This window comes from Pseudescherichia sp. L3 (genome assembly GCF_024656065.1).
Classification (GTDB): Bacteria; Pseudomonadota; Gammaproteobacteria; order Enterobacterales; family Enterobacteriaceae; genus Pseudescherichia.
Window position 1 is genome coordinate 17,978 of sequence record NZ_JANKYC010000002.1, and the last position, 26,321, is coordinate 44,298.

Below are 26,321 nucleotides of genomic sequence, written 5' to 3' on the forward strand. Positions count from 1 at the left end.
TTAAAAGCCCGAAAATTTTACTCGTTTCGGGGCAAAAAGCAATCTCTAAAGCGACTAACGCTTTGGAAAACCGGCTGGCGGCATCATGCCCTTCATGCTGCGCATCATTTTTGCCATCCCGCCTTTCTTCATCTTTTTCATCATGCGCTGCATATCATCGAACTGCTTCAGCAGGCGGTTTACGTCCTGCACCTGCATGCCGCAGCCCGCCGCGATGCGACGCTTGCGCGAGCCTTTGATGATGTCCGGGTTGGCGCGCTCTTTCAGCGTCATCGAGTTGATGATGGCTTCCATACGCACCAGAACCTTGTCATCCATCTGGGATTTCACGTTGTCCGGCAGCTGGCCCATGCCCGGCAGCTTACCCATCAGGCTGGCCATGCCGCCCATGTTTTTCATCTGCTTGAGCTGCTCAAGGAAGTCGGTGAGGTCAAAGCCGTCGCCTTTCTTCAGCTTGTTCGCCAACTTCTCTGCCTGAGCGCGGTCTACCTTGCTCTCGATATCTTCGATCAGCGACAGCACGTCGCCCATGCCGAGGATACGGGAGGCGATACGATCCGGGTGGAACGGCTCCAGCGCTTCGGTTTTTTCACCCACGCCGAGGAACTTGATCGGCTTGCCGGTGATATGGCGAATAGAGAGGGCTGCACCGCCGCGGGCGTCGCCGTCAACCTTGGTCAGCACCACGCCGGTCAGCGGCAGCGCTTCGTTGAACGCCTTCGCCGTATTGGCGGCGTCCTGGCCGGTCATGGCATCAACCACGAACAGCGTCTCTACCGGGTTAATGGCGGCATGGACGTGTTTGATCTCGTCCATCATCGCTTCGTCAACGTGCAGACGACCGGCGGTATCCACCAGCAGCACGTCGTAGAACTTCAGCTTCGCCTCTTTCAGCGCCGCGTTAACGATATCAACCGGCTTCTGGGCAACGTCGGAAGGGAAGAAATCGACGCCGACCTGCTGGGCCAGAGTCTCAAGCTGCTTGATCGCCGCCGGGCGATAGACGTCGGCGGAAACCACCAGCACTTTCTTCTTGTGCTTCTCGCGCAGGAACTTACCCAGCTTACCTACGCTGGTGGTTTTACCCGCACCCTGCAGGCCTGCCATCAGCACTACCGCAGGCGGCTGTGCGGCCAGGTTAAGCACCTGGTTCTCTTCGCCCATCGCTGCAACCAGCTCGCCGCGCACGATTTTGACGAACTCCTGACCCGGGGTCAGGCTCTTATTCACTTCATGTCCAACCGATTTTTCTTTTACGCGGTTAATGAACTCGCGTACAACCGGCAGGGCGACGTCCGCTTCCAGCAGTGCCATTCGCACTTCGCGCAGCGTCTCTTTGATGTTCTCTTCGGTGAGGCGTCCACGGCCACTGATATTGCGCAACGTGCGCGACAAACGATCGGTTAAATTATCAAACATTGTCTTTCACCTGGGGTGGAAACGGTGGCCGCCTGAGCGACACATAAATACGATTTTGCGGCAGTATAACAGAAGCCGCTGTTGTTGTGATGTAGGGGTTGTGATGTCAGGGGTGTGATGCAACGGTTGGAGGCAAGGTCACGTAACGCTATACTGCCTCTCTTCTATCTACTGCAACTGTCGACATTACTATGCCCGTTTTTGCCCTGCTTGCGCTTATTGCTTACTCCGTCAGCCTTGCGCTGATTATTCCTGGCCTGCTGCAAAAAAACAGCGGCTGGCGGCGGATGGCTATCATCTCCGCGGTCATTGCCCTGGTAAGCCATGCGCTGGCGCTGGAGGCGCGCATTTTTCCCGACGGCGATACGGGACAAAACCTGAGCCTGCTCAACGTCGGCTCGCTGGTCAGCCTGATGATCTGTACGGTGATGACCATCGTGGCGTCAAAGAATCGCGGCTGGCTGCTGCTGCCTATCGTCTACGCCTTCGCGCTGATCAACCTGGCTTTCGCCACCTTTGTGCCTAATGCGTTCATCACCCACCTCGAAGCGACGCCGGGAATGATGGTGCACATTGGCCTGTCGCTGTTTGCCTATGCGACGCTGATCATTGCCGCCATGTATGCCCTGCAGCTGGCGTGGATCGACTACCAGCTAAAGAACAAGCGTCTGGCCTTTAGCAGCGAAATGCCGCCGCTGATGAGCATCGAGCGTAAGATGTTTCACATCACCCAGATCGGCGTGGTGCTGCTGACCCTGACGCTCTGCACCGGCCTGTTCTACATGCGCAACCTGTTCACCATGGAGAACATTGATAAAGCGGTGCTCTCTATCATTGCCTGGTTTGTCTATATCGTTCTGCTGTGGGGACACTATCATAAAGGGTGGCGCGGCCGCCCGGTGGTCTGGTTTAACGTGGCGGGCGCTGGTCTTCTCACGCTGGCCTACTTCGGTAGCCGCGTTGTTCAGCATTTTGCTGGTTAAGCACAAACGTAAAGTACGTAAGGAACTCTCTTGGAACACATCTCCACCACCACGCTGATTATCACGCTGATCGTCATGGTGGTGATCTCCGCCTACTTCTCCGGCTCCGAAACCGGCATGATGACGCTGAACCGCTACCGGCTGCGTCACATGGCGAAGCAAGGCAACCGCGCAGCAAAGCGCGTAGAAAAATTACTGCGTAAACCTGACCGTCTCATCAGCCTGGTGCTGATCGGCAACAACCTGGTTAACATCCTCGCCTCCGCACTCGGCACCATCGTCGGCATGCGTCTCTACGGCAACGCCGGGGTGGCGATTGCCACCGGGGTACTGACCTTTGTGGTACTGGTCTTTGCCGAGGTGCTGCCGAAAACCATCGCCGCGCTCTACCCGGAAAAGGTCGCCTTCCCCAGCAGCGTTCTGCTCGGGCCGCTGCAGATCGTCATGATGCCGCTGGTGTGGCTGCTCAATACCGTCACCCGTCTGCTGATGCGGATGGTGGGCATCAAGGCCGACGTCGTGGTGAGCAGCGCGCTGAGCAAAGAGGAGCTGCGCACCATTGTGCATGAATCCCGCTCGCAGATGTCGCGGCGGAATCAGGACATGCTGCTGTCGGTGCTGGATCTGGAGAAGGTCACCGTTAACGACATCATGGTGCCGCGCAATGAGATTGTCGGCATCGACATCAACGACGACTGGAAGTCCATTGTTCGCCAGCTGACCCACTCTCCGCACGGACGCATCGTGCTCTACCGCGAATCGCTGGACGACACCATCAGCATGCTGCGGGTGCGCGAAGCCTACCGCCTGATGACCGAGAAGCAGGAGTTTACCAAAGAGATGCTGCTGCGGGCGGCGGATGAGATCTACTATATCCCTGAAGGCACGCCTCTCAACGTCCAGCTGGTGAAATTCCAGCGTAACAAGAAAAAGGTTGGCCTGGTGGTCGACGAGTACGGTGACGTGCAGGGTCTGCTGACGGTGGAGGATATTCTCGAAGAGATCGTCGGTGACTTTACCACCTCAATGTCCCCTACCCTCGCGGAAGAGGTCACCCCGCAGAACGACGGGTCGGTGATCATTGACGGCACGGCCAACGTGCGGGAGCTCAATAAAGCCTTCAACTGGCAGCTGCCGGAAGAAGAAGCACGCACCATCAACGGCATGCTGCTGGAGGCGTTAGAGGAGATCCCTGCGGCGGGAACGCGGGTACGTATTGCCCAGTACGATATCGATATTCTCGACGTGCAGGACAACATGATTAAGCAGGTGAAGGTGCTGCCGGTTAAACCGCTGCGTGAGAGCGTGACCGAATAAAAGATGTAGGCCGCAGAAATTGTAGGCCGGGCAAACGCAGTGCCGCCCGGCATAGCAGCCTCAGCACAGTAAAGCCCGGTGGCGCTTCGCTTACCGGGCCTACAAATTACACTGTGCTTACTGTTGTGCTGATTAGGCCTTCGCTTTCGCGACGGTGACCATCGCGGCGCGCAGGGTGCGGCCGTTCAGGGTGTAGCCTTTCTGCATCACGGCCAGCACGTTGCCTGCTGAGACCTCTTCAGATTCAACCATGGCAATCGCCTGGTGAACGTTCGGATCCAGCGGCACGTTGGTGTCGGCCACCACCTCAACGCCGAACTTGCGCACGACATCCAGCATCGACTTCATGGTCAGCTCGATACCTTCCACCATCGGTGCCAGCTCTGGGTTAGCTTTATCCGCCACTTCCAGCGCGCGATCCAGGCTGTCGATCACCGGCAGCAGCTCATTGATAAACTTCTCCAGCGCAAACTTGTGCGCCTTCTCAATGTCCAGCTCGGTACGGCGACGCAGGTTTTCCATCTCGGCTTTGATACGCAGGACACCGTCACGCTCGCGATTCTGCGCCTCGACTAACTGCGCTTCGAGGTTCGCAATTTTTTCATCGCGCGGATCCACCTGCTCAACAGAAGCGTCAGACTCTACTGCCTCAACCTCTTCATGCTGCTCCGTGATAATTTCTTCCGGGGCTTGCCCCTCAGGCGTTTTCTGTTCTTTACTACTCATGAATTTCTCCGCGTTTTTTTGCATTTATCTCGCTAACTTCGCTTATTATGGGGATCAGTTTTCCGGTTTCAAGAGAAGCCTTAAGATTGTCACCCTTCATTTGGCAAAAGGACTCCAGATAATGAGTACTCATTTCACCTGTATTGGGATTGTCGGCCACCCGCGTCACCCTACGGCGCTGACCACACATGAGATGCTCTGGCGCTGGCTGTCTGGCCGGGGATATGACGTTATCGTTGAGCAGCAGATCGCCCAGGAGCTAAAACTGACCAACGTGCGCACCGGCACGCTGGCGGAGATTGGCCAGCAGGCCGATCTGGCGGTGGTGGTCGGTGGCGACGGCAATATGCTCGGCGCGGCCCGCACCCTTGCGCGTTACGATATTAAGGTTATCGGTATCAACCGGGGCAACCTCGGCTTTCTCACCGATCTCGATCCCGATAACGCCCAGCAGCAGCTGGCTGATGTGCTTGAAGGGCACTACATCACCGAAAAGCGCTTTTTGCTGGAGGCCCAGGTGTGCCAGCACGACTGCCAGAAGCGGATCAGCACCGCCATCAACGAGGTGGTTCTCCATCCGGGCAAGGTGGCGCATATGATCGAGTTTGAGGTCTATATCGATGAGGTATTTGCCTTCTCCCAGCGCTCGGACGGCCTGATCATCTCCACGCCCACCGGCTCCACGGCCTACTCGCTGTCGGCGGGCGGCCCCATTCTGACCCCGTCGCTGGACGCCATTACCCTGGTGCCGATGTTCCCGCACACGCTGTCGGCTCGCCCGCTGGTAATCAACAGCAGCAGCACCATTCGCCTGCGTTTTTCCCACCGGCGCAACGATCTGGAGATCAGCTGCGACAGCCAGATTGCCCTGCCGATCCAGGAGGGTGAGGATGTGTTAATCCGCCGCTGCGACTACCATCTCAACCTGATCCACCCGAAAGATTATAGCTATTTTAATACCCTAAGCTCCAAGCTCGGCTGGTCAAAAAAATTGTTCTGAAATCGACGGCGGGTGCTTTACTGGATATAAAACCTGTTTATACTGTACGAAAACACAGTTATGGTTTTTCATACAGGAAAAGCGGCTATGCTGGCACAACTGACCATCAGTAATTTTGCAATTGTTCGCGAGCTGGAAATTGATTTTCACAGCGGCATGACCGCCATTACTGGCGAAACCGGCGCGGGTAAATCCATTGCCATTGATGCCCTCGGGCTCTGCCTTGGCGGGCGCGCGGAAGCCGACATGGTTCGCACCGACGCCGCACGCGCCGATCTCTGCGCCCGCTTTTCCCTGAAAGACACCCCTGCTGCCCAGCGCTGGCTGGAAGAGAACCAGCTTGAAGATGGCCGTGAGTGCCTGCTGCGCCGCGTCATCAGCAGCGACGGCCGCTCCCGCGGCTTTATCAACGGCACGGCGGTGCCGCTCTCCCAGCTGCGTGAGCTGGGCCAGCTTCTCATTCAGATCCACGGCCAGCATGCCCACCAGCTGCTGACCAAATCCGATCACCAGAAAACCCTGCTCGATGGCTATGCCGGTGAAGATGCCCTGCTCCAGCAGATGGCAGAGCACTATCGCCTGTGGAACCACAGCTGCCGCGAGCTGGCCCAGCATCAGCAGCAGAGCCAGGAGCGCAGCGCCCGTGCCGAGCTGCTGCACTACCAGCTGAAAGAGCTGAACGACTTCAGTCCGCAGCCGGGCGAGTTTGAGCGCATCGACGAAGAGTACAAGCGTCTCGCCAACAGCGGCCAGCTGCTGAGCACCAGCCAGCACGCCCTGACGCTGCTCGCCGACAGCGACGACGCCAACCTGCAGAGCCAGCTCTACACCGCGCGTCAGATGGTGACCGAGCTGGTGGGTATGGACAGCAAGCTCTCCAGCGTGCTCGATATGCTGGAAGAGGCCGCCATTCAGCTGAGCGAGGCCAGCGACGAGCTGCGCCACTACTGCGATCGCCTGGACCTCGATCCGAACCGTCTCTACGAGCTGGAGCAGCGCATCGCCAAACAGATTTCGCTGGCGCGCAAGCATCACGTCACCCCGGAAGAGCTGCCGGCGCACTATCAGGCGCTGCTTGACGAGCAGCAGCAGCTGGACGATCAGGCCGACTCCCAGGAGACGCTCTCTCTGGCGGTACAGAAGCACCATCAGCAGGCGCTGGCGACCGCGCAACAGCTGCATGCGCAGCGTACGAAGTATGCCCAGGAGCTGAGCGGGCTGATCACTGAGAGCATGCACGCCCTGTCAATGCCGCACGGCCGCTTCCATATCGACGTCAGCTTTGATGAGCGTCACCTGACGCTGGAAGGGGCAGACCGCATTGAGTTCCGCGTGACCACCAACCCAGGACAGCCGATGCAGGCTATCTCGAAAGTGGCCTCCGGCGGGGAACTGTCGCGTATTGCCCTGGCGATCCAGGTGATCACCGCCCGTAAGATGGAAACCCCGGCGCTGATTTTCGATGAAGTCGACGTGGGTATCAGCGGCCCGACCGCAGCGGTGGTCGGCAAGCTGCTGCGCCAGCTGGGTGAATCCACCCAGGTGATGTGCGTAACGCACCTGCCGCAGGTAGCGGGCTGTGGTCATCACCACTTCTACGTCAGCAAAGAGACCGACGGTGCCATGACCGAAACCCACATGCAGCCGCTGGATAAAAAGGCCCGGCTGCAGGAGCTGGCGCGCCTGCTGGGCGGCAGCGAGGTCACCCGGAACACGCTGGCTAATGCGAAAGAACTGCTCGCAGCCTAAACTTTTCAGCTAATTCTGGGTCATAGTGAGACATAAAATCGCCGCTGGATCCGATAGCAGAGGTTTCAAACTCGCTAAAGGTCTATTATTATCGGCATATTACAAATGAGCCGCGTACTACCAGGCCCGAAAAGGAACCAAATCACTATGCGCTGTAAAACGCTGACTGCTGCCGCAGCGGTTCTTCTGATGATGACTGCTGGCTGTTCCACTCTGGAGAAAGTGGTTTACCGCCCAGATATCAACCAGGGGAACTATCTGGCACCTAACGACATCTCTAAAATTCGTATTGGCATGACGCAACAGCAGGTTGCCTATGCGCTGGGTACCCCGATGATGAGCGATCCGTTTGGTACCAACACCTGGTTCTACGTGTTCCGCCAGCAGCCAGGCCATGAAGATGTCACGCAGCAGACGCTGACCCTGACCTTTAACAGCAACGGCGTGCTGACCAACATTGATAACAAACCGGCCCTGTCGAAATAGGTCCCGCTCAGTAAAAAAACAAAAAGCGCTCAGTGAGCGCTTTTTTTGTTTGAGTACGGAGCTATTCGTCGTCCGCTTTTTCCGCGCGCTTGCGCCGCAGCTCTTTCGGATCGGCAATCAGCGGGCGGTAGATCTCCACCCGGTCACCGTCCTGCACGGTGTCGGCAAGCTTCACTGGACGACTAAAGATACCCACCTTGTTTTTCGCAAGATCGATATCTGAACGCAACTCCAGCAGGCCAGAAGCGTTAATCGCCTCCTCCACCGTTGCCCCCTCGCTCAGCGTCACGCGCTGCAGGTACTGCTTCTCCGGCAGGGCATAGGCGACTTCGACGCGAATGTCACCCGGCACTGTAAACCTCTTTGGCGCGATGGGTAAACGCCTGCACCATGTTTGAGGCCAGCTCTTTGAACACGTGACCAAACGCCAGCTCGATCAGCTTGTTGGTGAATTCGAAGTCCAGATTGAACTCAATACGGCAGGCATCGGGACTCAGCGGCGTAAACCGCCAGCCACCCATCAGCTGCTTAAAGGGACCATCCACCAGCTGCATCAGAATGCTTTGGTTATCGGTAAGGGTGTTACGGGTGGTGAACGTCTTGCTGATGCCCGCCTTCGAGACATCAACGGCAGCCGTCATCTGCGTCGGGCTTGCCTCCAGAACCCGGCTACCGGTACAGCCTGGCAAAAATTCCGGGTAGGACTTTACGTCGTTCACTAATTGATACATCTGCTCTGCGCTGTAAGGCACTAAAGCAGTTCGGCTTATCTGCGGCATAGCGTTATCCTGAGGTCTACACCTCATAAATAATAACATTTCCTGTCCAGGAAAGGAAAACGCAAAGGCAAACTCATGCTAATATAACGCGTTACACCTCGCAGGATAGATGGGGTATTTTTCAACAGCTGATTACCGACGATTTACGATACTTATGACAAAGAAAAAAGCACATAAACCGGGTTCCGCTACCATTGCGCTTAACAAGCGCGCCCGTCACGAATATTTTATTGAAGAAGAGTTTGAAGCGGGCGTCTCCCTTCAGGGTTGGGAAGTGAAGTCCCTGCGCGCCGGGAAGGCCAACATCAGCGACAGCTATGTGATCCTCATTGAGGGCGAAGCCTACCTGTTCGGGGCCAACTTTACGCCGCTGAGCGTCGCCTCCAGCCACGTCGTCTGCGACCCTACCCGTAACCGTAAGCTGCTGCTCAACCAGCGCGAGCTGGACACGCTCTATGGCCGCGTAAACCGCGAAGGCTATACCGTTGTCGCCCTCTCTATGTACTGGAAAAATGCCTGGTGCAAAGTGAAGATTGGCGTCGCCCGCGGTAAGAAACAGCATGACAAACGCTCCGATGTGAAAGAGCGCGAGTGGCAGGTTGATAAAGCCCGCATTATGAAAAACGCCGGCCGCTAAACTGCAACAGCTACAGCACCTCCCTCTCCGCTGGGGAGAGGGTGTGCCTGCCCTCTGTCAGATTGCCTAGCGCTCGCGCAGCGCCTCGTTGACCTTGTTCAGCGGCTTGATCAGGTAGTCCATCACCGATTTCTGCCCGGTTTTAATCTCTACGTTTGCCACCATACCCGGCAGGATCGGGAAGCGCTGGCCACTCTTGTTTTGCAGCTCGGCGCTCTTGGTCCGGACATAGACCCGGTAGTAGAACTGATCCCGGCGTACTTCATCCTGGAGCGTATCCGGCGACACCACTTCTACCAGCCCGGTGAGATTCCCGTAGATCGAGGAGTCGTAGGCGGTGACCTTTACCGTTGCCGGCAGGCCCGGCCGGATATAGGCGATATCCCGTGGGTTGATGCGCGTCTCGACTAAAAGCTGATCCTCCAGCGGGACGATCTCCATCAGCTTGCCCCCCGGCTGCAGAACGCCGCCGACGGTGGTGACCTGGATATCCTTGACGATGCCGCGCACCGGTGAGAAGAGTGTCGTCCTATCCACCTGATCCGCTTTACCGCTCATCGCCTGGATCTGCGCGTCGAGATCGGCGTTGTTTTTCACCTGCTCCTCGCGGGCGCGCACCGCAAACTGGTTGCGCGCCTCGTCGATCTTACCCTGCAGTTCGGTAGCCTGGCGCTGGAGGCGGATCACCTCTACCTCACTTGCCGCGCCCTTGGCCACCAGCGGCTGGGTCATGCGCAGCTCTGACATCACCAGCTGATACGTTTTTTGCAGGTTAGCCACCGTCTCGTTCAGGTTGCGCCGCCGGGATTCGTACAGCTGCCGCTCACGTGCCACCAGCTCCGGCTCGCGCATCGACTCCTCGCTAAAGCGCAGCGGCTCTCCGGTCAGCTCTGAGCGCAGACGCTCGCTGGACGCGCGCAGCGCGCGCACCCGGGCCGCCGACTCACCGTAGTTAGACTGAAAGCGAGTGGGATCGAGACGGGCGAGCATCTGCCCGCGCTCGACAATATCCCCCTCGCGCACCAGCATCGCGCTAACGATACCGCCGTCGAGGCTCTCGATCACCTGGGCATGGGTAGATGGCGTGATCTTGCCCGTCCCCACCGTCACCTCATCCAGAATGGCCCACCATGCCCACACCACAAAGATCAGCAGCCCCGCCAGCGTCAGCCAGATCACCGACGAGTAGAACCGCCCCTGACGGGCGAGATCGTCCTGCATACTCAGTTGACTCATTGCTCGCTCCTCAGGCTATCGATGCCACGTTGCTGTTGCGCGTCGCCTGCTGAAGCAGCGTATCGCGCGGCCCGTCGGCAATCACCTTGCCGTTCTCCATCACTACAATCCGGTCTACCAGATTCAGCAGCGCCGGGCGGTGGGTCACTAACACCAGGGTGCGTCCGGTAAGCCACTGCTGAAGCTGGCGAATGACCCACGCCTCCAGCTGCTCATCCATTGACGCCGTGGGCTCATCAAGCAGTACAATCTGCGGGTTACGCACAATCAGGCGGCTGAGCAGCACCATCTGACGCTGGCCACCGGAGAGACCGCGCCCGCCCTCGTTAATTAGCCGGTCGAGACTGGCGGCATCCTGCTGCACCATGCCAATCGCGCCGCTGATGCGCAGGGCCTGGATCAGCTCCGCCTCGGTGGCGTGCGGATGGCCCAGCATCAGGTTCTGCCGCAGCGTGCCGAAAAAGAGGCGCGAGTCCTGAGAGAGGTAGCCCACCTGACGGCGAACATCCATGGGATCGATATGCGCCATATCGACGCCGTCGATGATCACTTTACCCTTGCTGGCCTGCGCCTGACCTGACAGCAGCTTCAGCAGCGTCGATTTACCCGCCCCGGTCTTGCCGAGGATCGCCACCCGCTCGCCGGGCTTGATCTCCAGACCGTCGATCTGCGCCGCCTGATCGCCCTTCTCGGGATCGTAGCTGTACTGCACCTTCTGGACCTGGTAGTGCCCGGCCAGCACCGGACAGTGGGCCATTTTCTGATCGGTGCTCTTATCCAGCGGCTTCTTGAGCAGATCGTCGAGGCCGTTCATCGCCATTTTGGCATGCTGCCAGCGGGAGAAGACCATGGTCAGCTGCATCAGCGGCGCGATGGTGCGCGACGAGAGCAGGCTACAGGCCACCAGCGTACCGGTTGTAATGTTGCCCTCCATCACCAGATAGCAGCCGAAAACCAGCATCCCGGCATAGGTGATCTGCTGGACGGTAGAGGCCCAGCCACTCAGCCGTGCCCCCCAGACGCGCTGCTTCATGCCGATGTTGGCTCCCACGGCGTGGGTATGTTCCCACTGGCGCTGGAAGTACGGCTCGGCCTGCAGGGCCTTGATATCTTCCACGCCCTCGATGGACTCCACCAGCACCGCGTTGCGGATCGCGCTCTCACGCATCCCCTCTTTCGCCAGCTTCGCCATTGGCCACTGGACGAGGATCCCCGGGATCACAATCAACGGAATGGCGATCAGCGGGATGATCACCAGCGGACCGCCCACCAGCGCCATAATGCCGAGAAACAGCAGTACAAAGGGGATATCCATCGCCGCGCCGACGGTGGTCGAGGTGAGCAGCTCGCGCACCTGGTCAATCTCACGCAGCTGGGAGATAAACGAGCCGGTAGATTTGGGCCGGGAATCGTTCTTGATCGCCATCGCGCGGGCAAAAAAGAGCGAGGAGACATTGAGATCGATATGCTTGCCCATAATGTCGGAGACATGGGTACGGGCCAGGCGGATCATAAACTCCAGCAGGGCGGCAAACAGTACGCCGATAAACAGCACCCACAGGGTGGGGATCGACTGGGCGGGGATGACCCGATCGTAGACCTGCATCGAGAAGAGGATCCCTGCCAGGGCCAGCACGTTGCCCAGCACCGAGGCCAGGGCGATCTCGGAGAGCTTGCGCTTGGCATGGCGGAAGTGCCGCCAGAACCAGTGCTCCTCCCAGGGACGGGTAAAGTCATCGATGCGGGAGTCGCGCCCACGGGCGGCGATGCCGAGCATCACCACCTCCGGCTTCACGCGGGTGAGCAGCGCCTCCAGCGCCTCCTCGCGCACCAGATCACCCCCCTCGCTGAGCCAGTAGGCCACGAGTCCGTCGGCATCAATAGACTCCAGCAGCATCAGCTCGCCGGACTCCAGTTGCACGATGACCGGCAGGTTTTGCGCGTTCCAGCGCATCTTCTCCAGCTCTACCACCCGCACCTGGAGTCCCATCAGGCCGCTCAATCTCTCCAGCCGCGCGTTAAGCGGCAAACTTTCAAACCAGCGCATCTGCTGGCGTACGGCAGGCGCATCCGCCGGCAGGCCAAACCGCCCCGCCGCCCGCACCATGACATTGATCCAGCTTTCGGTATCCGGCTGCTGCATAACTACTCCTTGGCCGTTAGCGCTTAAAGTGATGGCAGGGTATCGCCGATGGTGCGGCTACGCTCAATGCCTAACATATCTAATAGATTATCTGCGGCGGCCGCATAGCGTACTGCGGCATCCCAGGCGTCGTAGCGCGCGGTAATCGACGCGGTATCGGCCTGAAACACATCCTGCTCAATGCTGAGCAGATCGTTAAGGCTGCGTTTGCTCAGGCGATACTCGTCGCGATAGACCCCACGAGCGCGGTCGGCGCTCTGGTACTGGGCATCCCCTGCCTGCTGGCGCTGCTGCGCCCCGGTAAGATCGGCCCACGCGGTGGCGGCGCGCTGGTTAATATCCAGTTTGCTGGCCTCCACCTGCGCCCGGGCGCTGGCCCTGTCCCCCTCGGCCGCATCAACGCGCGCACCGACGGCACCGCCCTGATAGATAGGGGCATCGACCACCAGCTGCACCTGGTCATCCCAATAGCTATCGTCCTCGTTTTGATAGCGCGTCCGCCCCGCCTGCACCGAAACCGTCGGCCAGTGCTGCGCCTGGGCCTGGCGAATGCGGTCGTCCGCCGCCAGCTGTCTTGCCTGGGCGCTGCGCACCGCATTGCTGCGTTCGTAGGGGAGCGAGTTAAGGGTGATTTTCTGCTTCATCAGATCTTCAGGCAGATCGGGAAGCGTGTTCGACATTACGCCGGTCAGCACGCTCAGCGCCGCCTGGGCGGAGCGGGTCTGGGCTTCGTACTGGGCGAGCGAGGCGTTCAGCCCGGCAATGCGCGTCTGGGCCTGCAACACGTCGGACTGGGAGCTTAGCCCTGCCTCGGCACGCAGATCCGCCATCTCCTGCACGCTCTGTAAGGAGACGATATTTTTGCGCGCCGCCTCGGCCAGCGCCTGGTAGCGCTTAACCTGCAGGTAGGTTTGCAGCGTCTCCATGCCAACCTCATTGAGGGAGTTATAGAGATCGTAGCGGTAGGCATCAGAAAGATTGTGCTGCTCATCAATACTGCCGCCGGTTTTGCCAAAGTCGTAGATCAGCTGCTTGAGGCTGACGCCGCCGGAGCCGTTATTGTTGAGGGAGCCTGCCGAGTCGTTGCGGTGCGAACGCCCAACGTTACCTTGCAGGGATATCTGAGGAAACCAGGCGCTCTCCGCCTCGTCCAGATTCGCTTTTCCTACGTGGATCTGCGCTGCCGCTTGGGCAATTTTGGGGTTGCGGGCGAAGGCGCGTAAAATTGCTTCTTTGATTGTCAGCTGCGCCTGGAGCTGTTCTCCGGGGGCGGCCTGCCAGTTAAACTGCTCTTCTCCGTATGCTGTGCTCATAACGCTCGCTCCGAGCGCGGCCAGCAGAACGACATACAATGCCTTTGCTTTCATCTATCCACCCTGACTTTCCCTGACAACTTTTTTATCTTTTATGCCTCATCCCTGAGGCATAAATGACAGGGATAACGCTATACCATGTTGACGTGCAGCCCTTGCTGGACCAGCACATCGCCTAACGTCGTGTTTTGAGCACTGTTGTGATAGACATCGAACTGCATCCCATCGACTTCGCGCTGACCGCTAATAGCCCAGATGTCGTTCGCCCCATGCACCAGATTCACCTGGTCACCGTTGCTGCCTTTAATCACCAGATCGTCTTCCGGCTTATCGGTTACCGTCAGCGCTTCGTTCAGATCGAGCGTCAGGCTGTTAGTCCCCGATTTACCGAGGTCGATGATCTCGACGTTGTGGACACGGCTTGCGGTATCAATCAGGTTAAGGATCATATTGACGCCATCCAGCACCAGGGTATCGGTGCCCGCGCCCCCGTTGATATCGATGAAGCCCAGCGTTGAGAGGTGGATAGTGTCGCTACCGGCGCTACCCTGTACGCTCTCACCGCTCTGCTGCGTCCCGTCGGCCAGGGTGATGCTCAGGCCGCCAATAGTGAAAGCATCGTCGGCCGTGGCGCTCTGCGCGCTAGTGTCAGCGGTGCTCTCTTCGCTGGCAGGGGTCGCCGCAACACGGCTCACGGCGGCATGCGTTGCGCTGTTCTCCTCCGTGGTCTGCTGGGTGGTATCGCTGCTCTCTACCGCACTGGCTGCCAGCAGCGAGAAGCTGGAGGCATCTGCTGCCAGAGTTTGCACCCCAACTGGCGGCGTGGTGGTGGGGTTGCTGCCGTTGAGACCAACGTTCAGGTATCCCACGTTCCCTGCTACGTCTGCGGCATAGAGATTGATAACCGTGCCAAGCGACAAAATCCTCGCTAAATCAAGCCCTACATCAAGCGTAGTTGACCACCGACCGTCTGCACCGGTTATTGCCGTGGCCTGCGCAAGGTTGAGCAGGTTAAGGTGCACCAGCGCCCCCTGCCCCAGGTTGTTGGAGGTCCCGCTGATGGTCAGCTTCGCCGAACCGAGCAGGCCGGTAAGCACACCGCCAATGACGCCCAGCAGGTTGGTGACCGGCGTAATAGCCAGCGTCGGCTGGGTCAGCTTGACGCCGACGTCCGCCTCGGTTGCGGTGGTGTTACCCACCCGGTCGGTTACCGCTACCCCCACCTTCAGCGCCCCGGTGGCGAGGTTTTGCAGCACCGAGTTGCTAACCGTGGCCGTCCAGTTACCTGCGGCATCAACGAGGGCGTTAATCGGCGTTCCGCCGAGGGTCACAACGACCGAGGCTCCCGCCGGGACACCGCCGATTTTGCCGCCGATAACCTGGCCCGACGCCGCCTCGTTGATGTTGAGATAGCCATCGTTACCAAACAGCGAGGTCAGCGAGATAGTTGGCAGGTTATGGGTGATCACATCCACCAGCGAGGTGGCGGTAGCGTTCTTACCTGCCGGGTTGACCAGGCTGGCGTTGACCGTCAGCGTCCCATCCAGCAACGCCGCGAGGTCGGTTTTTGGCACCGACACCGACCAGTTGCCGTTGGCCGCCACCGTTGACTGATAGGTTTTACCGCCAAGAGAGACGTTGACCAGCGAACCGGCCGCGTTGGTACTGGTCCCGCTGACCACCTGCGCGCTGAGGATCTCAGCCGCATTCAGGCCGTTGCCACCAAACAGGGTGTTGATCAGCAGCGAAGGTGCCTGCTGGATCGCCACCGTCAGATCCTGGGCAGTGTTGGCAACGTTACCCGCCACGTCGCGGGCAGTGGCAGTGACCTGCAGTACGCCGTCCGCCAGTCCTTGTAAGGAGACGGTCGGCACCGGCAGCTGCCAGGTTCCGTTCGCCCCAACGGTGGTGGTCAGGCTCAATGGACCGATTTTAACGTCGATAATCGTACCGGCAGCCAGGTTCGTACTGGTCCCCGACAGCAGCTGCGTAGAGAGCAGATCGCCGAGATCCAGGGTGCCGTTGCCGAACAGCGTGTTGAGGCCCAGCGTTGGCAAGTTCTGCACGATGGCATTCACGACCTGGTTGCCGGTGACCACGTTGCCGACGGTGTCTACTACGCTGGCGGTCACGCTCAGTGCGCCGTTGACCACGCTACCGGCTAATGCGCCTGCCGGTACCGTCACTGACCAGACCCCGTCAACCACGTTGCCGGTAAAAGGCTGGCCCGCCACGTTCACGGTGACGAGGCCCGAAGCAAGACCTGCCGCCGTCCCACTGATGGTCTGAGCGACACCCAGGTCAGCAAGGTTGATGTAGCCATCGTTGCCGAAAAGGGAGTTGATCACCACCGTCGGCAGATTAGCCAGGCCCACCCGCACCTCTACCGGCGCGGCGATCTGCGCGCTGTTGCCGTCCGGGGTGACGATAGTCACCTGCGGCTGGAAGGCACCGTCCAGCAGGCCGGTCAGATCGGATGGAGCCAGATTGATTGAGAACACGCCACCCGCCCCGACCGCGCCAAGGAAGGTTTTCCCTGCCACCTGGACTTGGATCTGGGAGCCTACCGGCGCATTGCCTACGACACCGCTGATGGTTTGATTCAGCAGCGAATCGGCCACGTTAAGTACGTTGTCGGTAAATACCGACAGACTGTTGAGCACCGGTGCGACCAGATCCACCTTAATCAGCGCAGTCTGGCTTGCCGGGTTGCCGTACTGGTCGAAGGCGCTAATGGTGACCGGCACATCTCCCGAGCCGATGCCCTGTAGCAGAGCCTGCACCGCCGCCGGCAGGTTTACAGCCCAGCGGCCGCTCCCGTCAACGTTGGTGGTAAAGGCCTCTGCATTGCCGATCTGGATGGTCAGCTGCTGCCCGGCCAGACGGGTAGAGGTCCCGCTCAGGGCTGCGCCCAGCAGCTCAGGAATACTCAGCACGCCGTCGCTAAACAGCGGGTCAAGCCCGATGGTCGGCAACGCCCGCGCCACGTTAAAGCTGGCGCTGGTGTTGATAACGTTGCCAAAGGCGTCGTTGATAACCAGACCCACGTTCGCCTGGCCTTCCGGCAAGGTGTTAAGCAGGGTATCCGGCAGGACGGCAGACCAGGCCCCGGTAACAGTATCGACCACCGCATTGATCGCCTGGCCACCAAAGTTAACCACCATCCCCGTGACGTTTGCCGCGTTGTTAAGCGTCCCGGTGAGTGTCTGGGCAACGCCGCTCTCCACGCTGTTAAGCACGTTGTCCGCCGTCATCAGGATCTCGCCCACTACCGGCAGGTCGGTCAGCGCCAGGCCTACGTCGACAATCTCCTGGCGGGTATTACCGTTGGCGTCGATGACGTCAAACTGCAGCGACAGGGTGTCGGTCACCAGCTCCTGCAACACCTCCGGTGGCAGGTTGACGGAGAATCTGCCGTCCGGCCCCACCAGCAGATCGTTGATGGTAACGTCCGTGCCCACCAGCGTCAGATTGACCCGCGCCCCGCGATAGTCCCCTTCAACCCGGCCCGTCAGGGTCTGGGTAACCAGCGACTCGGCCACGTTCAGGATGCCATCGCCAAAGAAGAGCGAGTCAAAGAGCAGGCCCAGAGTGGGGTTGAGCGCCACGTTCAGAGCGACGTTGTTAGTGGAGACGTTACCTGCGCTGTCCCGGGAAGAGATACTGATCACCTGCGGGCCATCGGCCAGGGTGGTCAGATCAATATTCGGGAAGTCATAGCGCCAGTTGCCCTGCTGATCGACCTGCCCGGTCCAGCTGATCGGCCCCAGCTGGATGGTCACCTCGTTGCCTGGATCGCCGGTTCCCTGGAGCAGCAGCCCTGTCGCTGCGCTGGTGGTATTGAGCACCGCCGGCACGCCCAGGGCGTCAACGGAGAGCAGCGGCGCGCTGGCATCGACCGTTACCGTCTGGGTGGTGCTTTGCGGGTTGCCTGCCGCATCGGTAATGCTGGCAGTCAGTGGATAGGTGCCATCGGTAAGCCCTGCGACGTCACTCTGCGGAACGGTGACCGTCCATTCGCCCTGAGGGTTGACCGTCGCATAGTAGGTTTTGCCGTTGAGCGTCACCTGCACGTCGCGGCCCGGCTCGCTGGCGGTGCCGCTAACGGTCTGGCTCAGGCTCTTCTCATCAACATTGACGAAATTGTCACCGGCAAAGTTATTCAGCGTGATAGTCGGCACCGCGGTATCGACGACAAATGGCTGAGATGCCGTGAAGCCCGGTGTGGTTACGCTCTCAACGCTGAGCGTATGCGGGCCGTCGACCAGCGACGCCCGCGGCACGTTAAAGGTCCAGCTGCCGTCCGGGGCGATAGTGGCGTTCCCAATGAACTGTCCATCGAGCAGAATGTTCACTACTCCCGTCACGTTAACGGCCCGGCCAGCAATCGGCAGAGTATCGTTCGGGAACTCGCTGGCATTAACAAAGTTATCGCTGGCAATCACGTCCAGCGTCAGGAAGGCAGGTGGCGGAGTCAGGTCGACCGCCAGCGTGCCGCCGTCGATGGACACCAGGTTGCCCGCGCGATCCGTGGCCTGAACGGTGATGGTGCCCGCCGTCAGCCCTGCCATATCCGCAGGCGTAAGCTGCAGCGTCCAGCTGCCGTTAGCCTGAATAGTGGTAGTAAAGCTGCGTCCGTCTGGGAAGGTCACCAGCAACGGCTGTCCGGCTTCCAGGTTAGTTGAGGTCCCGGCGATGGTCTGAACCGTCTGGCTCTCGTCGTAGGTCAGGACATTATCGCCAGCAAACGGCGTAGTCACCTGCAGCGTCGGTACATCGATCAGGATAGTCACCGGGGCGCTGGTGCTGTTTGCGTTGCCCGCGCCGTCGGTCACCGTAACCTGCACGCTCTGATCCCCGCGCGCGACTCCCGCCCAGTCGGCATCGGTCAGCGTCAGAGACCACGTGGTGCCGTTTACCGGCACGTTAGTAAAGAGCTTACCGCCCACCGTCACATCAACCCGGCTTCCCACCGGATAGGGGGTGGTAAAGCTACCGGCGATGGTATTCGTGCCGCTCGCCTCATCCACGCTGACCACGTTATCGCCAAACAGCGGCGTAGTGATGGTCACGTTTGGCGGGGTCAGCGCCACCTGGTACGGTACCGGGACGGTAGCACTGTTGCCGTACTGATCCTCGGCATAGATCACCAGCTGCTGCGGTCCTTGGGCCAGCGACTGCAGCGTGCCCGCTGGCAGATTAATGGTCCAGGTACCGTCTTCCAGCACGTTAGCGGTATATGGCGTGCCGTTCACATTAACCCGGATAGTCACGAACTGGTTAGGCCCGAGCACCTGGGTAGAGCCGGTGATCTGCGCGGCGCCAGCCGCTTCGTTGATATTAAGAATGTTATCGCCAAACAGATTGTTGGCAATCGGCGCAGGCAGCGCGGTACGCACCTGGAAACTGCCTGGATCGGTATCGGTATTGCCCGCGCGGTCGGTGACGGTGACCTCAAAGGTCGGGGTGGTGTTATTCGCCAGCGTTTGCAGATCGGCAGCAGGTAGGGTAATCGTCCAGTCGCCGTTCTCCTGCACCGTCCCGGTATAGATCTGACCCGTGCTTAACGCCACGCTAACGGTCTGCCCTGGCCCGGTGACGCCGGTATTGCCCTGCAACACCTGATTGCTTTGCGACTCGGTGAAGTTCAGGGTGCCATCGCCAAACGGCGTGACAAACTGCGCCTGCGGCAGCGCATTGACAATTGCCTCAAAGCTGCCCTGCCCGCTGATCTGGTTCCCGGCGATATCGGTGACGGTAATATTTACGCTCAGCACACCATCCGGCAGCGCCTGCAGCTGGGCGGCGGTCAGCGGCAGCGTCCAGGTGCCTCCTGTTACCGTCGCGGCGATGGCCGGCCCGCTGTTGATGCTCACGAGTACGCTGCCTACCTGACCGGCAGGCACGCCCGTCGACCCGGTCAGCGCCGAGTCAGTTAGCGTCTCGGCAGCGCTCAGGAAGCCATCCGTAAAGGCGGTAGCCAGCGTCGGCGGGGTCAGCGCATCGGTAAGAACAGTAAAGTTCTGCGCTGGCGAGGTAGAGACGTTGCCCGCCCGATCGGTAATGGTTACCGTCATCGAGTGGGCCGCGTCAGTAAAGGCGTTGAGCTGCTGCGGCGTTAACGGCACCGTCCAGTTCCCGTTAACGTCTACGGTACCCACAAACTCCTGCAGACCATCAATGACAATTCTCACCTGCTGGTTTGGCCCGGCCTGGCCGGTCGAACCGGTGATCTGCGCCCCGGTATTGGCCTCCACCTGGTTGAGATAGCCATCACCAAACAGCGCCGGTGGCAGCTCCGCCACCGGCCCAAAGCGCACTGCGTCAAGGCTGGCGCTGGCCGTGGCCGGGTTACCAAATGCATCAAGTGCCGTTACCGTAATCGGCAGAATGCTGTTCGCCTGGACCTGGATTGCTTCTCCAGGCACCGTTACGGCCCAGGTGGTACCGGTGACGGTGCCGAGGAAGCTTTGGGTACCAATAGTAACGGTAACCTGCGTGCCGGTTGGCAGGCCGCTTACCGTCCCGGTCAGCGTAGTTCCCGCTGCCAGCTCTGCCGAGCTGGCGATGTTATCGCCAAAGACAGGGTTGAGCGTAATGGCTGGTGCATTCTGGGTATTGACGTTAATCGGCACGGCTACCGGCTGACTGTTGCCCTGCGGATCGGAAACGCTGAAGCCCAGCTGTGAAGTACCCTGCGGCAGCGACTGCAAATCCGCCGCCGGAATAGTCATGCTCCAGTTGCCGTCACCGTTAATGACCGCTGAAATGGTCTTGCCGTTAATGGGCAGCAGCACCGTCAGGCCCGGCGTACCGGTGCCGGTGATGGTTTGGTCCAGCAGCGACTCGGCGATATTGACCTGGTTATCCTCCAGGAAGGTGCCTGCCGTCTGCACGGTAAGCAGCGGCGGCGTCAGATCGACGCCAACGCTATGCGTAGCCTGGGCACTATTCTGCGCCGCATCCACCGCCGTGGCGGTGACGGTATAGGTGGTACCGTCAGCGAGGGTCTGCACTACTGCCTGTGGCACAATAAACTGCCAGCTGCCGTTGCTGCCTACGGTCGCGCTGTAAGGCGCGCCAGCGAAGGTCGCGCTGATCACCGTGCCCGCCGCCAGATTGGTCGACGAGCCGCTGATAATCAGGTCACGCCCCTGCTCCTGAATATTGACGATGTCATCCTGTGCCACGACATTCACGGTCAGCGTCGGCTGAGAAGCCAGGGTGGCAGCAAAGGTCACGTTCTGTGCCCCGGTCGCCACGTTACCGGCCAGATCGCTCACCTGTACGCTGATGGTTTGCGTGCCATCAGCTACCGCCGCCAGCGCTGTGGCAGGCACATCCAGCGTCCAGCGACCATCGCCATTGACCTGAGCGGTATAGGTTTGGCCGCTCAACGTCACCGTAACGGTCTGCCCGGCCTCAACGCGCGTGGTGGTCCCGCTAATGGTCAGCGGGCTCTGCGCTTCCAGCGCATTAACAAAGTTATCCGCCGCTACGGTGTTCACCGAAACTAGCGGGGCATTCAACGGCGAGGCATCAAGGGTAAAGCTGCCTGGGATGGTGGTGGTATTCCCCGCCGGATCGGTGATCCTCGCCGAGATAGCGACTGGACCGTCGGCAACGTTAGCCAGCGCTCCGGCTGGCAGCGTAATGCTCCAGGTTCCGTCCGGCTGCAAAATGGCATCGTAGTTCTGGCCGTTGACCAGCACGATCACCGCCTGCACGTTCTGGGGATCGTATGGCCCACCGGTGCCGCTAATGACAATGGCCCCGCTGGCTTCACTGCCGTTGATGGTGTTATCCGGCGTCACGGCATTAATCGTCAGCTGCGGCGCTACGGTATCCACGTTCAGCGGTGCGGTCTGGGTATTCTGGTTCCCCGCCGCATCCGCAACGGTTACCGTCATCGTATGCGATCCCTGTCCCAGCCCAATGATTTGCGCAGGCGTCAGCGGCAGCGTCCAGTTGCCGTTGGCATCCACTGTACCGGTTATTGGCGCGTTGTTGTCCAGTTGGACGGTGACGGTCTGGCCTGCGCCACGGCTGCCGGTTGTGCCGGTCAATGCCCCGCCTGCCGCAGCCTCAACGATATTAATGGTGCCATCGCCAAACGGCGTGTTGATCGTTGCCAGCGGCAGCTGCTGGGTAATGATCAGGAACTGCTGCTCACTGGAGAGCGGTGCGCCGTTAACGTCGATCGAGGAGACGGTCACGATTGTCATACCGTCGGCAATCAGCGCGGCTGCGGCAGTCGGTACGTTCACGGTCCAGAAACCACCGGCGTTCACCACGCCCTGGTACTGCTGCCCGTTAAGGGTGACGGTGACCGGGGTGCCTTCAGGAATGCGCACCGACGAGCCGCTAATGGTGATCCCGTCGCTGATATCCGCCAGGCTGATGGCGTTATCCCCTTCCACCGGATTGATCAGCAGCGCGCTGGCGGTAGAGTCAACGGCAAAACCAACGTTCAGCGGTGCAGAGGCGTTACCCGCGCTGTCCGTGACCGTCACCGTAAGCTGCTGCGGACCGTCGCCGAGGCCGCTGAGGGCCGTAGCTGGAACCTGTATCGCCCAGCTGCCATCTGCGTTAACCACGCCGCTGTGCGGCTGGCCGTTAACGGTAAGGGCCACTGTTGCGCCTGGATCGGCAGGCACGGTGCGGCCAGTCAGGGTAAAACCGTTTGCCAGTTCGGCAGGATCGAGCACGTTATCACGGGTAACCGGATCAACCACCACGTTCGGCGGCGTCGCGTCCAGGCTAACACCCCGGGTAATGGTGGTTGCGTTACCGGCTGCATCGGTCACGGTCACGGTATAGGCGACCTGTCCGTCAGGCAGCGCAGCCAGCGCCCCGGCAGGCAGCGTCACCACCCAGCTGCCCGGCGTTGCACCCGGCAGTGCCGTGTAGCCTGTACCGTTAATGTTTACGGTCACCTGGGCGGCATCCGGCGAGATAACATTGATAGCCTGGTTGCTCTGCACCTGCGTGGCATTGAGCGTATCCGTACCGTTGATTGGCTGGACGGTGACTTCCGGCGGCACTTTGTCCACGGTGAACGGAATGGTCTGGGAAGCGTCGTTGCCTGCGGCATCGGTAACGGTCACGTCGAACGATGCCGCGCCGTCTGGCAGAGTCGTCATCGCCCCGGCTGGCAGGACAACCGACCAGCTGCCATCGGCGGCAACGGTACCGGTGTACTGCTGCCCGTTGAGGGTCGCCACAACCGTCTGCCCTGCGCCGGTGACGCCGGTATTGCCGGTCACGAACTGATCCCGCTCGGATTCGGTAAGGTTCACAACGCCATCCCCAAACGGCGTATTCACCACCGCCTGGGGTAGATCGTTAACAATTACCGTAAAGGTATGGCTGTCGATGACGACACCGTTAGGGCCGGTTGCAGTGGCAGTCACCACGGCAGAGCCATCGCTCAGCGCCAGCAGATCGGCAGAGCCTATCGTCACCTGCCACGCACCGTTGGCGGCAATAGTGCCGACATAGTTTTGACCGTTCAGCGTTACGTTTACAACAGTACCTAACGGCAACCCGGCGCTGTTGCCATTGATCACCAGATCGCTGCTCGCCTCATCAAAATTCAGGTAGTCATCGCTGGAGATAATGCTGATCGCCACCGCATCAACGGTGGTATCAACGGTAAAGCTATGCTCAACCGAGGTGTTCTGGCCGTAGCCGTCGGTTACGCTAACGGCCAGGGTATTGGTGCCGTCGGCAAGCTTTTGCAGCTCCACGGCAGGCAAGGTCACGCGCCAGCTGCCGCCCGCGTCCACGGTGCCCTGATAGATGCCCGATCCGAGCGTAACGGTAATTACGCTACCCGGCTCGGCATTGGTAACCGTTCCCTGAAGGATCTGATCGACCTTGATCTCTGCTGCATCCAGATCGTTACCGTCGGTCAGCGCCTGGACGGTAAGCGCAGGTAAAGCGGTTTTCACATCGATATTTTGCGTCACGGTCTGGGTGTTACCGGCCATATCGGTCAGCGTCACCGTCAGCGGATAGCTACCCTGGCTCAGCTGCTGCAGATCGGCTGCCGGAAGCGGCAGCTGCCAGTTACCATCCGTCCCTACTGTAGCGGTGTAGGTTTTGCCATTCAGCACGACCGTCACCGGCTGGCCGCGTTCAGCGACCGAGCTGATGCCGCTCAGAATCTGATCCTGCCCCAGCTCCTGGCCGTTGAGTTTGCCGTCCGCCGTCAGCGGCAGCAGACTGAGCGCGGGTAGAGTGGTATCCACCTGCGCGGTGCTGGTGAGCGGCGCGCTGTTGCCTGCAGCATCAATCGCATTGACGTTGATGGTCAGGAGCCCATCCGGGATCGTCTGCATATCGCTGGCGGGAACGGTCGCGCGCCAGTTGCCATCGCCGTCCACCAGCGCCTGATAGGTTTTCCCCGCCAGCTGCACGCTTACGCTCTGCCCGCTACCGGAGACGCCGGTATTACCGCTCAGCACCTGATCCAGCCCTTTTTCCACGCTGTTAAGGTAGCCATCACCAAACGGTGCATCAATGGTCGGAATCGGCAGATAGTGGATCTGCACGTTCAGGATGTGGGTGTCGCCTGCGGACTGAGCCCCCTGAGTGACGACCGCTTCAACGGTGTTTGGACCATCCGGGAGCAGCAGCAGATCGGCGGAAGGGATCTGTACGCTCCAGTTTCCTGCGGCATCAATAGCGGTGACGGCATACTGTTTGCCGTTAAAGAAAACAACGATACTGACGTCTGGCCCGGTCACCGTGGTGACACCACGCACCTCCAGCGGGCTCTGCGCCTCGTTGGCATTCAGGTAGTCGTCGGTCGAGAGAATAGCGATGGCAATGCCGCTCTGGCTGCTATCGACGTTGATCGTTTCAGTACGTACCACCGGCGTGCCGTTGGCATCATTCACCGAGACGGTGAGTGGATTATCGCCCTGTGTCAGCGAGGCGAGATCGCCTGCTGGCAACGTGGTTTTCCAGCTGCCGTCGCCCATCACCTGGGCGTAGTAGGTTTTCGTTCCCAGCGTAATTGTCACTACCTGCCCCGCCGGGATATTCACGGTTTGGCCGGAGAGCGTCTGGTTCAGCTGCAGCTCGGCGGTATTAAGGACGTTGTCCCCCGTTACCGGATTGACACTCACCTGCGGACTGGTGAAGTTAGTGGTGAAGTCAGCTTGCCCGGTCGTGACGTTGCCCGCCATATCGACGATCTGATACTCCACGGTATAGGGCTGGCCATCCTGTAGCTGCTGGATGTCGGCCTGCGGGATGCTCAGCTGCCAGCGGCCAAGACTGTCTACTGCGGTGGTGTAGCTCTTGCCGTTTAGCGTTACCGTTACTACGCTGCCCTGATCTTCACTGCTGGAGAAGCCGCGAACGATCTTGTCTGTATTAAGTTGGGAGATATCAAGCGTATTATTTGGTACGAAGGGGGTCAGCTGCAGCGCAGGCGGAACGGTATCTACCAGCAGATCCACTGAGGTCGTCACAGTACGGCCTGCACTGTCGACCAGCAGAACCGAAAGCGAATTTGCTCCCTGTGACAGAGACTGTAAAACGGCGGCCGGTATTTCCAGGCTCCAGCTACCGTCGCTATTAACGACTGTCTGCCATGTGTTGCTGCCCAACGTTACGGTAATCAGACTACCTGCGTTAACCAGGTCAGTTCTTCCCGCCAGGACCTGCGCCGCGCTCACCTCTTGCTGATTTAATACGTTGTCGCCTGTCAATGGGTCGACCAGCAGAGTAGAAACAGGAGGAGTAGGCTCCTCCCCACCATCGTCCGGCGGTGTGGTTCCGCCATCATCCGGCGGTGTGGTCCCGCCATCATCCGGCGGCGTGGTCCCGCCATCGTCCGGCGGCGTGGTCCCGCCATCGTCCGGCGGTGTGGTTCCGCCATCGTCCGGCGGTGTGGTTCCGCCATCGTCCGGCGGTGTGGTTCCGCCATCGTCCGGCGGTATGGTTCCGCCATCGTCCGGCGGCGTGGTTCCGCCATCGTCCGGCGGCGTGGTTCCGCCATTATCTGGCGGTGTCCCATCAATAGGAGGAAGGACGCCATTATCCTCTGCTTCCTGACGGTTGCTGCCGCCACCGCCGCCGCCCGCTGCGGCTGCGATACCAACAATTCCCCCGACAGCGGCTAACCCGCCTAGTACGGCCAATGCAGAGATCCCTCCTGCACCAACAAGAGAATCTACAGATGCTTCAGAGAGTGCCGGCACGATTGCTTCCGCGGTAGCGGGCGCAGCGGCCTCGGCAAAGGGGAAGACAGCATGGTGCGCGCCCAAATCGTCTTCAAAGATCAGTTCGCTGTGTAGGCCATTCTCATCAAGCACAAAAAAGCGCTGATAGCGTACCGTAGTACCGTCATTCATATGGACGATCAGGTCATTGCCTTCACGCTGATAGTAATTAACAGACTCTGGGGAAGCGTTAATGCGAACGATACTGGTCTGCGTCAGATTAACAACGCGGTCGGCACTTTGGGCATATTGGCTAACGACATCACCAGTTTTTTGATTCAAAATATCCACTGACCC

14 protein-coding genes are annotated in these 26,321 nt (G+C 59.8%); 6 read left to right on the forward strand and 8 right to left on the reverse strand.

What is annotated here, in order from left to right:
- Positions 1-54: 54 nt before the first annotated feature.
- A complete protein-coding gene (gene ffh, locus NR795_RS11660) occupies positions 55-1,419 on the reverse strand; it encodes a signal recognition particle protein (protein ID WP_144817895.1) in 1,365 nt (454 codons plus the stop codon).
- A gap of 191 nt (positions 1,420-1,610) precedes the next feature.
- Here ffh and NR795_RS11665 point away from each other — a divergent pair, with 191 nt between their 5' ends.
- Together NR795_RS11665 and NR795_RS11670 are read left to right on the forward strand one after the other, a co-directional pair.
- Positions 1,611-2,402 carry an inner membrane protein YpjD gene (locus NR795_RS11665; protein WP_144817894.1) on the forward strand — a complete coding sequence of 264 codons (792 nt, stop codon included), beginning with the start codon at positions 1,611-1,613 and terminating at the stop codon, positions 2,400-2,402.
- Between the two features lie 30 nt (positions 2,403-2,432).
- The gene (locus NR795_RS11670) at positions 2,433-3,719 is read left to right on the forward strand and encodes an HlyC/CorC family transporter (protein ID WP_144817893.1); all 1,287 of its coding nucleotides are present in this window, start codon (positions 2,433-2,435) and stop codon (positions 3,717-3,719) included.
- 132 nt (positions 3,720-3,851) lie between these two features.
- Here the strand turns inward: NR795_RS11670 and grpE are convergent, their stop codons facing one another.
- Positions 3,852-4,445, reverse strand: a complete 594-nt coding sequence (grpE, locus tag NR795_RS11675; RefSeq protein WP_144817892.1) for a nucleotide exchange factor GrpE — start codon at positions 4,443-4,445, stop codon at positions 3,852-3,854.
- Positions 4,446-4,566: 121 nt separating this feature from the next.
- On the opposite strand from grpE, the gene nadK reads away from it, so the two are divergent.
- From nadK to bamE, 3 genes are all read left to right on the forward strand, one after another.
- On the forward strand, positions 4,567-5,445 hold the full coding sequence (gene nadK, locus NR795_RS11680) for an NAD(+) kinase (RefSeq protein ID WP_144817891.1): 879 nt from the start codon (positions 4,567-4,569) through the stop codon (positions 5,443-5,445).
- 87 nt (positions 5,446-5,532) lie between these two features.
- On the forward strand, positions 5,533-7,194 hold the full coding sequence (gene recN, locus NR795_RS11685) for a DNA repair protein RecN (RefSeq protein WP_144817890.1): 1,662 nt from the start codon (positions 5,533-5,535) through the stop codon (positions 7,192-7,194).
- A gap of 147 nt (positions 7,195-7,341) precedes the next feature.
- A complete protein-coding gene (gene bamE / locus NR795_RS11690) occupies positions 7,342-7,680 on the forward strand; it encodes an outer membrane protein assembly factor BamE (protein WP_144817889.1) in 339 nt (112 codons plus the stop codon).
- 61 nt (positions 7,681-7,741) lie between these two features.
- On the opposite strand, the gene NR795_RS11695 is transcribed toward bamE, so the two are convergent.
- Both NR795_RS11695 and NR795_RS11700 read right to left on the reverse strand, forming a co-directional pair.
- The gene (locus tag NR795_RS11695; protein ID WP_257758313.1) at positions 7,742-8,032 is read right to left on the reverse strand and encodes an RnfH family protein; all 291 of its coding nucleotides are present in this window, start codon (positions 8,030-8,032) and stop codon (positions 7,742-7,744) included.
- Positions 8,022-8,459 carry a type II toxin-antitoxin system RatA family toxin gene (locus tag NR795_RS11700; protein WP_222126333.1) on the reverse strand — a complete coding sequence of 146 codons (438 nt, stop codon included), beginning with the start codon at positions 8,457-8,459 and terminating at the stop codon, positions 8,022-8,024. The genes NR795_RS11695 and NR795_RS11700 overlap by 11 nt, the downstream gene beginning before the upstream one ends.
- A 154-nt stretch (positions 8,460-8,613) precedes the next feature.
- Here NR795_RS11700 and smpB point away from each other — a divergent pair, with 154 nt between their 5' ends.
- Positions 8,614-9,096, forward strand: coding sequence for an SsrA-binding protein SmpB (smpB, locus tag NR795_RS11705; protein WP_042387529.1), 483 nt, complete (start codon positions 8,614-8,616; stop codon positions 9,094-9,096).
- Positions 9,097-9,162: 66 nt separating this feature from the next.
- On the opposite strand, the gene NR795_RS11710 is transcribed toward smpB, so the two are convergent.
- The 4 genes from NR795_RS11710 to NR795_RS11725 form a co-directional block, all read right to left on the reverse strand.
- A complete protein-coding gene (locus NR795_RS11710; protein ID WP_144817887.1) occupies positions 9,163-10,332 on the reverse strand; it encodes an HlyD family efflux transporter periplasmic adaptor subunit in 1,170 nt (389 codons plus the stop codon).
- Between the two features lie 10 nt (positions 10,333-10,342).
- On the reverse strand, positions 10,343-12,475 hold the full coding sequence (locus tag NR795_RS11715; protein WP_144817886.1) for a type I secretion system permease/ATPase: 2,133 nt from the start codon (positions 12,473-12,475) through the stop codon (positions 10,343-10,345).
- A gap of 23 nt (positions 12,476-12,498) precedes the next feature.
- A complete protein-coding gene (locus NR795_RS11720) occupies positions 12,499-13,788 on the reverse strand; it encodes a TolC family outer membrane protein (RefSeq protein ID WP_257758314.1) in 1,290 nt (429 codons plus the stop codon).
- Between the two features lie 131 nt (positions 13,789-13,919).
- Positions 13,920-26,315 carry an Ig-like domain-containing protein gene (locus NR795_RS11725; protein ID WP_257758639.1) on the reverse strand — a complete coding sequence of 4,132 codons (12,396 nt, stop codon included), beginning with the start codon at positions 26,313-26,315 and terminating at the stop codon, positions 13,920-13,922.
- Positions 26,316-26,321 lie beyond the last annotated feature (6 nt).